The sequence below is a fragment of the Streptomyces sp. NPDC001922 genome, from assembly GCF_042891165.1.
Taxonomy (GTDB): Bacteria; Actinomycetota; Actinomycetes; order Streptomycetales; family Streptomycetaceae; genus Streptomyces.
Genome location: NZ_JBIASV010000008.1, coordinates 62,882 through 77,424, shown reverse-complemented (window position 1 = coordinate 77,424; position 14,543 = coordinate 62,882). Strand labels below are relative to the sequence as shown.

The window sequence follows — 14,543 nt, the reverse complement described above, 5'->3', positions numbered from 1 at the left end:
ACCCGGCCGTCCCCTTTCCCCAGCCCGGATGCCTCCTCCGGCGCACCCGCACCGCCCCACTCACCGGGGAAGACCGATACCCGATCGAATTGAAGGCATCGGCGACCGAGTTGACGGTGAAATCGACCGGATTGATTGCGGAGTTGGAGCGGTTGATGACGGCGGGTGGGCGCCGCTCGGGACGGGAGATGCAGGCGGCGGCCGGCCCGTCCGCGACGATGCCTGACGCACCACCCCGCGCCGGTGGGCTCAGGCCGTGTGGAGCACGTCGCGGAAGGCGTCGACCAGTTCCCGGTCGCGTTCGTGCGTGAGGCGGAGCCGGGCCGCGTCCGGGGGCAGCCAGAGGAGGCGGTCGACCTCGGGGTTCGGCACGAACTGCCCGTCGGTGGCCTCGGCGGCCCAGTAGTGGACCAGCTTGGGGCGGTCGTTGGCCAGATAGTGGGCGGTGGGGAGCGGCGGTCCGGGTGCGCAGGCGTATCCGGTCTCCTCCAGCACCTCGCGCAGCGCGCCCCGCAGCGGTTCCTCGCCTCGCTTGAGCTTGCCCTTGGGGTGCGACCAGTCGTCGTACTTCGGACGGTGGACCAGCGCGATCTCGACCTCCCCGGCCCGCGGGGAACGCCGCCAGAGCACGCACCCCGCCGCCAGCACGGTCCTGCCGACCTCGGGATACCGCCCGGCCGAGGGCTCGCCCGTGGAGGGCCCGGCCGTGGAGGGCCCGGCCGTGGGCGCCCCGCCGGCGGACGACGCGCCGGTGGACGACGCGCCGGTCGAGGAACCGCCGGTGCCGCCCGGGCGGCTGGTGTCCGGGTGGCCGGTGTCCGGGCCGCCGGTGTCCGGGGGGTCGTCGTCGCGGTTCACCGGGTGGTCACCGCCCATCGCTGCCAGAGCCGGCCGAAGGCGAACCGGGCCGCCTCCACGTCGTGCCGCTGATCGGCGTGGAGCACGCCCAGGGCGTACGCCGTGGCGGGTGCGATCCGCGGGGTGCGGGCGGCCGCCGCCGCTGCCGCCGCCGCCTCGGCCGCGTCGCGGTGCCGCTCCAGGGCCTGCGCCGCACCGGAGAGCCGCACGCTGAACGGCGGCTCGTCTCCCCCGCCGAGCACCGGCCGCGGCTCCGCCGACTCCATGACCTCCTCGGCGTACCGGCACAGCCGCAGCAGCAGCCGGACCTGGTGCCAGGGAGCGTCCTGCTGCTCCGCCGCCGGGGGTGCGTCGGCCGCCGCCGTGGCGGCGAGCCCGTGCACCAGGGCCTCCGCGTTGTACGGGTGCCCGGCCCGGTACAGCGGCAGGGCGTCCACCGCGTCCGCCAGCCGCCGGTGCACGTGGTCGGCGAGCGGCCGCAGCGCCTCCTCCGGGGAACCGGCGGCGGCGACCGTGTCGAGCGGCGCCTCCGAGGCCAGTACGGCCACGCCATCGGCGACCGCGTGGAACCGTGACGAGCCCAGGACCTGCAGTGCCTGCGAGTGCGCCCGGGTCCGGGCGAGCGTGAGCTGCCGGTCCAGCAGGGCGGCGGCGCGGGCGGCGCCCACCGTCAGCGCGCCGGGAGCGGCGGCCGTGGCCTGGGCGGTGTTCCGCTGCTGGGCCCTCCGCTGCCCACCGGCGGCCCCGCCCTTCCCGGCCGTCCCGGACGCCCTGGCCGTCCCGGCCGTACCGACGGTCCCGGACGGCCCGGCAGTCGTCACGGATCCGGGCGCCCGCTGCGCCACGACCTGCTCCGCGCGCTCCCCGGTTCCGTGCTCCCCGTTCCCGTTCGTCCCGGGCCCCGCTCCGGGGGCCCTGCCGTTCCCCGGGTCCGCCGCCCCGTACCCGGTGGGCCCGGTGGGCAGCAGGTCCCCGGGGGCGGGCAGTTCGGCCTCGCCGAGCGCGAGCGGCCGGGCCGCCGGGCCGTCACCGCCGTACGCGGCCGGGGCGCCGCCGAAAGGCTGTCCGCCGTCGAAAGGCTGTCCGCCGTCGTGGAGCCGGCCACCGTCGTGGGCCGGTCCGCCGGGACCGCCCGTGCCCGTCAGGTCGTACCACTCGGTGGCGCCCCGGCCGTCCTCTCCGGCCCCGGCCGCCGCCACGGGGGACGGTTCCGCGCCGGAGAGCCGGTGCAGGGCCGCGCGGAGCCGGAGCAGCCGGGCGGCGTAGGCGTGTTCGCGGGCCAGCGTGCCGGCCACCCAGGCGAGTTCCGCGCGCAGCGGGTCCGACCAGGCCGTGTCCGTCAGCGGGCGGAAGGTGTGCAGGGCGCCGCTGATCCGCCGCGCGGACCGGCGCAGCCGGCGCCCCGCCTCGACGGCCTCCTCCGCGTCGGAACCGCTCTCCCGCTGCAACCGCAGGCTGCGCAGGAACTCGGTCGCGTGCGCGTGCAGGTACCCGGCCAGCACCTCGCCCGCGGTCGGGGCCGGGGGCGCGCCCCGGACCGGCCTGCCGCCCGTGCTCTCCGCCACCATCACACGCACCCCTCGTGCCGGTTCCTCCCCGCCGTCCGCGGCCGGACGGCCGCGCTCGCCGGATTCCCGGCGGTCCCGGCCGTGACGCTGCCGCCACTCCCCGTCCCGCCCGTCCTCGTCCCCGCGGCCCCCGCCGTGGCGGTCCCCACGTCTCCCAGGGCTGCGGTCCCCGGGGCGGCGGTCCCCGCCCCTGCGCACCCCGTCGCGTTCGTCGTCGCGGCGCTCCCGGCCGGGGTGTTCGGCCCTCCGGCCCACGAGGGCCGACCCGTCCGCGGCACGGGCCGTAACCTCCCGCTCCGGACCGGTCCCCTGAACGCTGTCGCCGTGCACACGGTCGCCGTCACCGGCTCCACCGGCGGATTCATGATGTCGCTGGGCCACGCCGGCGCCTCCGGGCGTCGATGAGCATTTCCTGGACGTTGGGCAGCCGCTGCCCCTCGGCGTCCGTCGCGTGCCGCGTCCAGTTGCCGTCCGGGCCGAGGTGCCAGGACGCGGTCGCGTCCGACATACCGGTCTCCAGCAGCCGGGTCAGGGTGGCCCGGTGGGCCGTGTCGCTCACCCGGACCAGCGCCTCGATCCGGCGGTCCAGGTTGCGGTGCATCATGTCGGCGCTGCCGAGCCAGACTTCGGGCTCCCCGCTGTTGCCGAAGGTGAAGACCCGCGAGTGCTCCAGGAACCGCCCGAGAACGCTGCGCACCCGGATGTTCTCCGACAGCCCCTCGACCCCGGGCCGCAGCGCGCAGATCCCGCGCACCCAGACGTCCACCGGCACCCCGGCCTGCGACGCCCGGTACAGCGCGTCGATGACGGCCTCGTCCACCATGGAGTTGACCTTCATCCGGATGTACGCGGGCCGTCCGGCACGGCAGTGCGCGGCCTCCTTGTTGATCCGCTGTATGAGGCCGTCGCGCAGCGACTTGGGGGCGACGAGCAGCCGCCGGTAGTTCTCCCGCCGGGAGTAGCCGGACAGCCGGTTGAAGAGGTCCGAGAGGTCCGCGCCGACCTGCGGATCCGCGGTGAGCAGCCCCAGGTCCTCGTAGAGCCGCGCCGTCTTCGGGTGGTAGTTGCCGGTGCCGACGTGGCTGTAGCGGCGCAGTGTGTCGCCCTCCTGCCGGACCACCAGCGACAGCTTGCAGTGCGTCTTCAGCCCGACCAGGCCGTAGACGACATGGCAGCCCGACTCCTCCAGCTTGCGGGCCCACTTGATGTTGGCCTGCTCGTCGAAGCGTGCCTTGATCTCGACGAGGACCAGCACCTGCTTGCCGGACTCCGCGGCGTCTATCAGCGCGTTCACGATCGGCGAGTCACCCGAGGTGCGGTAGAGCGTCTGCTTGATCGCCAGCACGTCGGGGTCGTCGGCGGCCTGCTCCAGGAAGGCCTGCACGGAGGTGGAGAACGAGTCGTACGGGTGGTGCAGCAGCACGTCCCGCTCGCGCAGCGCGGCGAAGATGTCCGGGGCCTGCGCCGACTCGACCTCGGCGAGGTCGCGGTGGGTGCCCGCGACGAACTTCGGGTACTTCAGCTCGGGCCGGTCCAGCTTCGCTATGCCGAACAGGCCGGTCAGGTCCAGCGGGCCCGGCAGCGGGTGGACTTCGGCCTCGGAGATCTTCAGCTCCCGGACCAGCCGGTCCAGGACCTCCGGGGCCATCGACTCCTCGACCTCCAGCCGCACCGGCGGGCCGAAGCGGCGCCGCATGAGCTCCTTCTCCAGCGCCTTGAGGAGGTTCTCCGCGTCGTCCTCCTCGACCTCCAGGTCCTCGTTGCGGGTGACCCGGAACATGTGGTGGGCGAGCACCTCCATCCCCGGGAAGAGCTCCTCCAGATGCGCCGCGATCACGTCCTCCAGCGGCACGTACCGCTGCGGGGAGGCCTCCAGGAAGCGGGAGAGCAGCGGCGGCACCTTGACCCGGGCGAAGTGCTCGTACCCGCTGACCGGGTTCCGCACCACGACGGCCAGGTTCAGGGAGAGCCCGGAGATGTACGGGAACGGGTGCGCGGGGTCCACGGCCAGCGGGGTGAGCACCGGGAAGATCTGCTGGCGGAACAGGGTGAACAGCCGCGCCTGCTCCTTCTCGGTCAGATCCGGCCAGCGGATCATCTGGATGCCCTGCTCGGCGAGCTCCGGCAGGACGTCCTGCTGGAAGCAGGCGGCGTGCCGGGCCATGAGCTCGCGGGAGCGGTTCCAGATGAGGTCCAGCACCTCCCGGGGCTGGAGCCCGGAGGCGGACCGGGTGGCGACCCCGGTGGCGATCCGGCGCTTCAGACCGGCCACCCGGACCATGAAGAACTCGTCCAGGTTGCTGGCGAAGATCGCCAGGAAGTTGGCGCGCTCCAGCAGCGGGGTGGCGGGGTCCTCGGCGAGTTCCAGCACCCGCTCGTTGAACGCCAGCCAGCTGCGCTCGCGGTCCAGGAACCGTCCCTGGGGCAGCTCGCCGTCCCGGTCCTCGTAGCCGTCCTCGTAGCCGTCGAGGTCGGCGTCGAGATCCGGTTCCAGGTCGGAGTAGGCCGCGGCCGCCACGGTGTGGGTGCGGTGCGCGGCGATGGAGCCGACCGAGGGCTGGACGTGCTGGGCCGGAGCCGGAACGCTGGAGTCGCTGCTCATGTCCTCATTGTTCCGCGCCCACGCGTGTTCGGGCGCGTCGGAAGGGGGCGGGGACAGCGGCGGAGGAGCGGCACGGAGCCGTCTCGTGGGGGATTTCGGCACAGCGGGCTGCATTCAGTGATGCTCGCAAGCAACGTTGAATCGCCGGTAACGCGCACATGGCGGCCAGGCAAGCGGGTCCCTTCCCAGGGGTGGACGCGGCCCGGCTCCCGGGGGCCGTGCCCAGTGCCCGGCGGGGCGCGAGGGCCCCGGGCGGGGTGTGAAGCCGCCGTCACGGAGTGCGGCCACAGCCGTCCTCCGCGACGTACCGCATCCGGGCTTCCCACCGGTGCCACGGGGGCGGCAGGGGCTCCGGAGCCCGCCGGGGTCCGGGGGCTGCGGGGGTCCGCCGGGGTCCTGGAGCCACCGGAGCACGCCGGTGGCCGCCGGGGCCGGGGTGACGCCCGAGGAAGCCGGGCACCGGGGGGGCCGCCGCACGTCTTCCGCCACCAGGCTGCCCAGCCCGGCGGCCGGTCACGCATGGCGGATTCTCCTCCCGGTCAGGGGCTCCCGACGTCGCAGGGGCCGGAGGGGGGGGAGTGGGGAGCTTCGGCGGTGCCCGGTACCGGGGTCCGATGCTCTGGCCATGGGTTTCCGGGACTACTCCATCCGGGTACCGGGAGCGCCGCCGGGGCCTCGTACGGCGGCCGGGAGGGCCGGTCCGGCGCGGGCCGCCCACGGGCGGCGGCCCGGCCGTACCCGGTGCCCGTCCTGATCAGCTCTCCACCCCGGATCAGCTCTCCGTCCGGTACATCAGATCCGTCTCGTGGGTGACGAACCCGAGCCGTTCGTAGACCGTGACGGCCGCGGTGTTGTCCGCGTCCACGTACAGCATCGCGGTCGGCAGCGCCGACGCCGCCAGGTGCCGCAGCCCGATCGCCGTGAGTGCCTTCCCGAGGCCGCCGCCCTGCGCGCCGGGCACGACCCCGACCACGTAGACCTCACCGAGCTGTTCGGCGGCGTGCACCTTGGTCCAGTGGAACCCGACGATCCGGCCCTCCTTCTCCGCCAGGAAGAAGCCCTGCGGGTCGAACCACGCCTCCGCCATGCGGTCGTCGAGGTCCCGCTGGGTGAGGGAGCCCTGCTCGGGGTGGTGGGCGAAGGCCGCCGCGTTCGCCGCCAGCCACGCGGCGTCGTCCTGCCCCGGCCGGAAGGTCCGAACGGTCACGCCCTCCGGCAGCACCGGGTCGGCGAGCGAGAGATCGGCCAGCGGGCGGCGCATCTGCCGCAGTTCCCGGAACAGCGACATGCCCAGCACCTGCGCCAGGTGCCGCGCCGCCGGGTGCCCGCCGTGCGCCCACATCCGCAGCCGCTTCCCCGAGGCGTCCAGCAGCGCGCAGCCCAGCGCCCGGCCGTGGCCGCGCCCCCGGTGCCCGGGGTGCACGACCAGTTCGGCGGCCGGCGCCTCCACCGGATCCGTCTCCTCCAACTGGGCGTAGCCGGCGAGCGTCCGGCCGCCGTCGCCCTCGTCCGCGTACAGCAGCAGATGCCGGACGCCCTCGCGGCGGCCGCCCCGCAGCTGCAGCCGGCCCTGCTCCGAAACGGCGGGCTGCCCGTCGATCCGGGCCGCCTCCTCCAGCAGCTCCGAGACCGTCTGCGCCGCCTCGGGCGCCACCTCGTCCAGAATCTCGATCTTCCGCACCGCGCCCGTCCCGTTCACCACGTTGCTCATGTCCTGAGCCTACGACCCGCCGGTTCCGGGGGAGCCCTGCCGCCACCGGGAGACATCGCGCTCCCCGTCTTCGGCGACGACCACCCGACCGCCGACGGGACCTGCGTCCGCCCGTCCGCCGCTGTGACCCCGGGGGCTCGTCCGGCGGCCTGCCGGCCCCGTCGACGTCCGCGGCCGGCCGGGCGCAGGCGGCCCCGGAGCTCCGGGCCGGCCGCCCGCTCACCTCGCCCGTCCGCCCGAGGTTTCCGGCCACACCGTCGCAACCTGCTCGTTACCGCCGGAGTCCTGACACGCTACGCGCGTTGACCATAAGCTGCCGCTCGACTCGACCACGCCGGCGAATTCCGCTGTCGCAGAACTCGCTGTCCACAAAGGGGAACTCATGTCAGCGACACCTCAACGGCGCCGCACGGCCCGCCGTCTGACGATCGGTGCGGCGGTGCTCGCGGCCACGGCCGGGGCGCTGTCCGTCGCCGTTCCGGCCGGGGCCGACAGCAACCGGCACGGCCGCGGTCACGGACACGGCCGCACCGTCGATGTGCAGCTGCTCTCCTTCAACGACTTCCACGGGAACCTCGAACCGCCCGCCGGCTCCTCCGGCCAGGTCACCCAGCAGAACCCGGACGGCACCACCCAGAAGATCGACGCGGGCGGCGCCGAGTACCTGGCCTCCTCGCTGCGCACCGCGCGGAAGGGCCACCCGTACAGCGTCACCGCCGCCGCCGGCGACATGATCGGCGCCAGCCCGCTGGTCTCCGGCCTCTTCCACGACGAGCCGACCGTCGAGGCGATGAACAAGCTCGGCCTCGACGTGACCAGCGTCGGCAACCACGAGTTCGACGAGGGGCGGACCGAACTCACCCGCATGCAGAGGGGCGGCTGCCACCCCAAGGAGGGCTGCTTCGAGAAGGGCAAGGTCTTCCGGGGGGCGGACTTCCCCTACCTGGCCGCCAATGTGACGGACGAGAAGACGCGCAAGCCGATCCTCAAGCCGTACACGGTCTGGAAGCACCGCGGGGTGAAGATCGGCTTCATCGGGCTGACCCTGGAGGGCACCCCGGACGTCGTCTCCGCGGGCGGCATCAAGGGCCTGAAGTTCCACGACGAGATCAGGACCGTCAACAAGTACGCCAAGGAGCTGAACCGGCGCGGGGTGAAGTCCATCGTCGCGCTCATCCACGAGGGCGGGGCCCCCGCGAGCGGCTCGTACAACTACAACTGCGACAGCCCCGGCCAGGGCGACGGCATCTCCGGCCCCATCGTGGACATCGCCAAGGGCATCACCCCGAAGGTCGACGCGCTGGTCACCGGCCACACCCACCAGGCGTACGTGTGCACGGTCCCCGACCCGGCGGGCAAGCCGCGGATGGTCACCTCGGCCTCCTCGTTCGGCAAGCTCTACACCGACACCACGCTCACCTACGACCGCCGCACCCATGACATCGTGCGGACCAGGGTCGCGTCGGCCAACCACGTGGTGCGCCGGGACCAGCCCAAGGCCGCCGACATGACCGCGCTCATCCAGCGCTGGAACAAGCTGGCCGCGCCGGTCGCCGGCAAGCCGGTCGGATACATCTCCGGCGACATCCCCGGCCGTGGGGCCGGCACGTACGAGTCGCCGCTCGGCGACGTCATCGGCGACGCCCAGCTGGAGGCCATGGCCCCGGCCGGCAAGGGCGGTGCGCAGCTCGCCCTGATGAACCCGGGCGGCATCCGCTCCGACCTGGTGCAGAAGGCGTCGGGCAGCGAGGGCGACGGCGTGGTCACCTACGGCGAGGCGTTCACCGTGCAGCCGTTCACCAACATGATGACGGCGGTCGACCTGACGGGCGCCCAGCTGATCACCGCGCTCCAGCAGCAGGTGAGCGGGCCGAACGAGGCCTCGCCGAAGATCCTCCAGGTCTCGAAGGGCTTCACCTACACCCTGGACATGACGAAGACCGGCGCCGCCCGCATCGACAAGGACTCGGTGAAGCTCAACGGCACGGCGATCGACCCGTCGAAGACCTACCGGGTCGCGATGAACGAGTTCCTCTCCGGCGGCGGTGACGGCTTCACGGCGTTCAAGGAGGGCCGCAACAAGTTCGTGGGCCAGTCCGATCTCGACGCGCTCACCGCGTACTTCGCCGCACACTCGTCCGCGGCGCAGCCGCTGGCGCCGCCGAAGGCGGACCGGATCACTGTCGTGAAGTAGTCCGCGCGAAGGGTGAACCGACTCTCCGTACAAGGGAGTCACGTCACCGGGCGGTGCGCCGGACACCGGTACGGCCCGGCGGGACACGATCCCGCCGGGCCGTCGTGCGTGCGCGCCCCGCCCGCGGTCCGGCCCCTCCTCCGTCACCGCCGCGAGTGACCAACTGCGGTCCTCCGGACGGCCGTATACGGCTGAACGCGGCCGGTCACCGGCGGCCCGGCGGACCCGTCCGGAGCCTCCCCTCCGCTCCCCGCCCCGGCCCGCGGTGGCTGCCGGACCCGTTCCGACCTGCCCGGAAACACTCCGGAGGGCACGGGAGTCCGTTGTCCCCGGGCACGGCACCCGCGCCCCGCCGGACGTGAAATCCCTCGCATTAACCGAGGTTTAACGCCTGAACTTGCATTCGAGGGTGCGGTTCGTGATCGGATATACCGATGCGACCCCCCACACGACCTCCCGAGTCAGAACCGAGGCCGTCGGTGCGCAACCCGTACGAGGACCTCGCAGCGCTCGCCGACCCCGAAGAGGACTACGGCGACAGCTCACGGCATCGGCGCCTCGAGGACGACGTCCTGGGGCTGGGGCTTCGCGCGGACGACGAGCAGGCCGACGAGGAGTGGACGCGGCCCGACCACCGCCGGGGCAGACGGCGCCGCGGCCGGTTCGCCGCCCTTCCGCTCGCTCTCAAGGGCGTGGTGGCCGTGGTGGTGGCCATGGCGTTCCTGGTCGTCGCCGACCGCTGGGCCGTTCTCTACGCCGAGCAGAAGACGCAGGAGAAGCTGAAGGAATCGCTGCATCTGGCCACCGAGCCGGATGTGACCGTGCACGGCTTCCCCTTCCTGACGCAGATGGCCGACAAGCGGCTGGACAAGGTCGACATCGCCATCCCCGATGTCGCCGCCGACCGCGTCTCGCTGGCGCGGGTCGAGGCGTCCGCCTCCGACGTGCAGCTCCAGGGCAGCCTGCCCACCTCCATCAAGGGGGCGGTCGTCGGCCGGATGCAGGGCAGCGTGCTGCTGTCGTTCGACGACCTGAACCGGGAGCTCGGCTCCTCGCAGGTGCGGTTCACCGAGATGGGGCGCAGCTCCGTCCGGGCCGAGGGCAGCCTGCCGGTCGCGGGCCACGACCTGCGCATGAAGGCCGAGGCGCACATCCGCCGGGTGGGCGGCCGCGGGATCGCCACCGACATCAGCGGCATGCAGCTCAACATCGCCGACATCGCCGTGTTCCGCCCGGGGAAGGGCGAGGGCGAGGGGCTGCGGCTGACGCGCAAGGGCGCCGAGGAAGTGCGCCGCAACCTGGCCCAGGCGAAGGCCCTGCTCTCCGTCCCGTCGCTGGCCGAGCGGCTCGGCGTGCCGGACTCGGCGATCGACCGGACGGTGCGCAGCGAGGAGGAGCTGCACCGGGTCACCGGGGCGCCGCGCTTCGTCAAGCAGGTGATGAAGCTCAACCTCGTCGACGTCCTCGTCGACCACCCGTGGCTGCTGAAGAAGATCGGCATCGACCCGGGGCTGGCCTCCGGGCTGACCGAGCTGACGAAGCCGGACCTGTCGAACCGGTTCTCCCTCTCCTTCCAGCTCCCGAAGGTGCCCGGATACGTACGCCTCCAGAACATCTCGGTGGAGCGCGAAGGCATCCGTGCCGACCTCTCGGGGATGGACATGCCGCTCGGCGACGCCGAGAAGAAGGACGTGGAGAAGAAGGAGCCGGCGAAGAAGGGCGCGGAGAAGAAGGGCGAGAAGTCCGAGCCGTCCGGGAAGAACGCCCAGGGCAAGAACGCCCAGGGCGGGAAGAACGAGAAGTCGCAGAAGCCGGAGGGCGGCAAGGAGCACTGAGGGCCCGCCCCTCCGGCGCCGCCGCACCACCCGCTGTCCGAGCCCCGCTCAGGCCTCCGCGCCGGGCGGGGCTCGTCGTTTCCGCGGCTACGTCCGCGGGGGCACGAGGACCCCCGAGCCGGAACGCCCGCAGGGCTACGGCGCCGTCTCCGGCGGAGGCGCGCTCGACCCCGGCAGGGCGAGACGGGCCAGCGTGCCGCCGCCCGGTGCCGCCTCCAGCGTCACCGTGCCGCCCGCCTGCTGCACCGTGCGGGCCACGATCGACAGCCCGAGCCCCGACCCGGGCAGGCTCCGCGCCGAGGTGGAGCGCCAGAACCGTTCGAAGACGTGCGGGAGTTCGTCGGCCGGGATCCCCGGGCCGTGGTCCCGCACCGTCAGCGCCCCGCCCCGGAGCCGGACCTCGATCGCGCCGGCCCCCTCGGCCGGAACGCCCGCCTGCCCCGTACCGGCCGCCGGGGCCGCACTCCCCGCCCGGCCGGCTCCGCCGCCCCCGGACAGTGGCTCGGCCGGGCCCCCGGCACCGCCCTCCGCCCCGCCGCCGGAGAACTTGACCGCGTTGTCCAGCAGGTTCACCACGGCCCGCTCCAGGGCGGCGGGCTCGCCCCGCACGTACCAGGGGTCCAGCTCGGTGGTGACGGTCAGGCCGGAGCCGCGGAGCCGGGCCCGTTCCACCGCCCGGCCGGTGATCTCGTGCAGCGCCACGACCTCCAGCGGCCCGCTGCCCGCCACCGCGTCCGGCCGGGACAGCTCCTGGAGGTCCCCGATCAGCGCCCCCAACTCGACGACCTGCGCCTTCACCGAGGACAGCAGCTCGCGCCGGTCCGCCTCCGGCAGCGCCCGGCCGGTCTCCGCACTGCGCACCAGCAGCTCGATGTTGGTGCGCAGCGAGGTGAGCGGGGTCCGCAGCTCGTGCCCCGCGTCGGCGATCAACTGCTGCTGCCGGTCCCGCGAGGAGGCCAGCGCCGCGGTCATCGCGTTGAAGGACTGCGACAGCCGGGCGATCTCGTCCTCGCCCTCGACCGGGATCCGTACCGCCAGGTCCTCGGTGCGGGCCACGTGCTCCACCGCTCCGGTCAGCCGGTCCACCGGCTTGAGCCCGGCCCGCGCGATCCACAGGCCCGCCGTGGCGGCCCCGACCACCCCGACCCCCGCGACCGCGGCGAGCAGCAGGGCCAGGGTGTTCAGCGCGCCGTCGATCTCGCTCAGCGGCCGGGACACGGAGACGGCGCTGCCCACCTGGGTCTGCTGGGTCAGCACCCGTACGGGCTCGCCGCTGTCGGTGACGCCGTCGTGCAGCGCCTCCTCCCGCAGCCCGGCGGCGACCTCCTCGTCCACCCGCTCGACCTCGACGGGCTGGGAGTTGATCCCCACGCACCGGTGGCCGTCGGCCAGCACCAGCTGCCCGCTCGCGATGCCCGGCAGGACCTCCTTGTTGGTGTTCGGCTCGGTGTCCCGGCAGTTCCGGAGCAGCTGGCCGACGAAGCCGGGCGGGATGCTGGTGTTGTGGAGGCTGTTGTCGAGTTCCGCGCGCAGCTGGTTCCGCGTCAGGAACCAGCAGGCGAAGGCCGACACCGCGACCGCCACCGCCACCGCGACCGCCGTCAGCAGCGCCAGCCGGGAGCGCAGTCGCAGCCGGTGGATCCGGCGCAGGGAGGCCGGGATCACTCGCCGCCGCCGTCCCCGCGCAGCACGTACCCGACGCCGCGCACCGTGTGCACCAGCCGCGGCTCGCCGCCCGCCTCGGTCTTGCGGCGCAGATACATCACGTACACGTCCAGCGAGTTGGAGCTCGGCTCGAAGTCGAAGCCCCAGACGGCCTTGAGGATCTGCTCCCGGGTGAGGACCTGCCGCGGGTGCGCGAGGAACATCTCCAGCAGCGTGTACTCGGTGCGGGTCAGCTCGACCACCCGCCCGCGCCGGGTGACCTCCCGGGTGCCGAGGTCCATCCGCAGGTCGCCGAAGACCAGCGCCCGCTCCTCCGGCTCCGGGCCGCCGCCGGCGGACGCGTACGAGCTGCGGCGCAGCAGGGCCCGGATGCGGGCCAGCAGCTCGTCCAGCTCGAACGGTTTGACCAGGTAGTCGTCGGCACCCGCGTCGAGCCCGGTGACCCGGTCCCCGACGGTGTCGCGCGCGGTCAGCATGAGGATCGGCACGGTCAGGCCCGCGGCGCGCAGCCGGCGGGCGGCGGTGAGCCCGTCCATCCGCGGCATGAGCACATCCAGCACCACCAGGTCGGGCTGGTACGCGTCGACCTTCTCCAGCGCGTCGAGGCCGTCGACGGCCTGCGCGGTGCCGTAGCCCTCGAAGGCCAGGCTGCGCTGGAGCGCCTCGCGGACGGCGGGTTCGTCGTCGACGATCAGGATGCGGTGGTCGCCTTCGGCGGGGCTCATCGGTGCCTACCTGGGGAGGGGAGCGGCGGATCGGTTCGGTGGGGGTGGGTGCGGTGCGGACCTTCCGGGTACGGGCCGGGGTGCGCGGGTCCGGCGCCGCCGCACCAGCCTCGCACGCGGACGCCGGAGCCGGTCGCCCGACGGGCGGGCCCGTTCACCCGCGCCCTCGGCCTCAGCTCCGTCCCTGTCCCTGTCCCGAGCCTCAGTTCCCGTCCCGCAGGTCGTCGAGGATCCCGCGCACGTCGTTGACCGGGATCGCGAAGCCGAGTCCGATGCTGCCGGCCGCCCCCGAGGCCGCGCCGCCGCCGGAACTGGGCGTGTACATGGCCGAGTTGATCCCGATGATCCGCCCCTCCATGTCGACCAGCGCGCCGCCGGAGTTGCCCGGGTTGAGCGAGGCATCGGTCTGCAGCGCCTTGTAGGTGGTGGTGGACGAGCCCACCTCGCCGTTGTACTGGCCGCCCCCGAAGGAGAACGGCCAGCGGTCGCCGTCCCCGGGCGAGCGCTGCCCGTCGTCCTTCTGCACGGTCACGTCCCGGTCGAGCGCGGAGACGATGCCGCTGGTCACCGTGCCGGTGAGCCCTTCCGGGGAGCCGATGGCGACCACCTGGTCCCCGACCTTCACCGCGTCCGAGTTCCCCAGCGTCGCCGCCTTGAGCCCGCTGACGCCCTCCGCCTTCACCAGGGCCATGTCGAGGTCGGGATCGGTGCCGACGACCTTCGCGGTGGCCGTGCGGCCGTCGTGGAAGGTCACGGTGACCGACGAAGCGCCGGAGATCACATGGTTGTTGGTGAGGATCTCGCCGTCCGCGGTGGTGATGACACCGGAGCCGGTGGACTTCCCGCCCGGCGAGGAGGCGGTGATCTCCACGACGCTCGGGGCGACGGCGGAGGCGACCCCCGCCACCGTGCCCTTCGTCGTCACCGCCGCGGTGGTCCCGGCGACCGCGTTCCCGCCGCCGGCCGCTCCCCCGGTGGCGTGCTCCACGAGGAGGGCCGTCCCGCCGCCGACCGCGGCCGCCGCGAGGGCGACGGCGGCGAGGAGCGCCACCGGCCGGCGGGCGCGCCGCCGGTGCCCGCCGGGCGGCCCGGCCTCCGGAACCGCCCCGGGCGCGCCGCCTCCCGCGCCGCCCCACCCGCCCGGACGGGCGCCCGCACCTCCCCCACCGGGTGCGGGCGGCAGCGTCGGCCCCTGGGCGGGCGCTGCCGGAAACCGGGGGTCGAGCGGCGGGCGGGACGCGGAAGCGCCCTGGTCCGGGCCCTGGGGAGCAGGAAACGCACGGGTGTCGGTCATGTCATGTACGGTCCGCCCGCAGCATGAGAACCGTCTGAACGATCCGTGAGAAGCCCGATAGAACTCGGTATGCCCGACATAAGGACGGGCC

General features: G+C 73.9%; 9 protein-coding genes. 2 read left to right on the top strand and 7 right to left on the bottom strand.

Going from position 1 to position 14,543, the window contains the following annotated elements; genetic code table 11:
- Positions 1 to 249 precede the first annotated feature (249 nt).
- The 4 genes from ACFYYR_RS16170 to mshD all read right to left on the bottom strand — a co-directional run bounded on the left by ACFYYR_RS16170 (position 250) and on the right by mshD (position 6,739).
- Positions 250 to 648 carry an NUDIX hydrolase gene (locus ACFYYR_RS16170; RefSeq protein ID WP_388853524.1) on the bottom strand — a complete coding sequence of 133 codons (399 nt, stop codon included), beginning with the start codon at positions 646 to 648 and terminating at the stop codon, positions 250 to 252.
- 206 nt (positions 649 to 854) lie between these two features.
- Positions 855 to 2,426, bottom strand: coding sequence for a CHAD domain-containing protein (locus tag ACFYYR_RS16165; RefSeq protein WP_388852742.1), 1,572 nt, complete (start codon positions 2,424 to 2,426; stop codon positions 855 to 857).
- Between the two features lie 361 nt (positions 2,427 to 2,787).
- Entirely contained in the window at positions 2,788 to 5,142 is a 2,355-nt protein-coding gene (locus ACFYYR_RS16160) for an RNA degradosome polyphosphate kinase (protein ID WP_388852739.1), read from the bottom strand.
- 658 nt (positions 5,143 to 5,800) lie between these two features.
- Entirely contained in the window at positions 5,801 to 6,739 is a 939-nt protein-coding gene (mshD, locus tag ACFYYR_RS16155; RefSeq protein WP_388852736.1) for a mycothiol synthase, read from the bottom strand.
- Positions 6,740 to 7,121: 382 nt separating this feature from the next.
- Here mshD and ACFYYR_RS16150 point away from each other — a divergent pair, with 382 nt between their 5' ends.
- Complete coding sequence (locus tag ACFYYR_RS16150) at positions 7,122 to 8,933, top strand: bifunctional metallophosphatase/5'-nucleotidase (protein WP_388852733.1); 1,812 nt, start codon at positions 7,122 to 7,124, stop codon at positions 8,931 to 8,933.
- 479 nt (positions 8,934 to 9,412) lie between these two features.
- Entirely contained in the window at positions 9,413 to 10,768 is a 1,356-nt protein-coding gene (locus tag ACFYYR_RS16145; RefSeq protein ID WP_388852730.1) for a DUF2993 domain-containing protein, read from the top strand.
- Positions 10,769 to 10,903: 135 nt separating this feature from the next.
- Here the strand turns inward: ACFYYR_RS16145 and ACFYYR_RS16140 are convergent, their stop codons facing one another.
- The 3 genes from ACFYYR_RS16140 to ACFYYR_RS16130 all read right to left on the bottom strand — a co-directional run bounded on the left by ACFYYR_RS16140 (position 10,904) and on the right by ACFYYR_RS16130 (position 14,452).
- Positions 10,904 to 12,430 carry a sensor histidine kinase gene (locus ACFYYR_RS16140; protein WP_388853521.1) on the bottom strand — a complete coding sequence of 509 codons (1,527 nt, stop codon included), beginning with the start codon at positions 12,428 to 12,430 and terminating at the stop codon, positions 10,904 to 10,906.
- Positions 12,430 to 13,158 (bottom strand): response regulator transcription factor, encoded by a 729-nt coding sequence (locus tag ACFYYR_RS16135; RefSeq protein WP_388852727.1) that lies wholly within the window; start codon positions 13,156 to 13,158, stop codon positions 12,430 to 12,432. Before ACFYYR_RS16135 ends, ACFYYR_RS16140 begins: the two co-directional genes overlap by 1 nt.
- 202 nt (positions 13,159 to 13,360) lie before the next feature.
- Positions 13,361 to 14,452, bottom strand: a complete 1,092-nt coding sequence (locus ACFYYR_RS16130; RefSeq protein ID WP_388852724.1) for a S1C family serine protease — start codon at positions 14,450 to 14,452, stop codon at positions 13,361 to 13,363.
- Positions 14,453 to 14,543 lie beyond the last annotated feature (91 nt).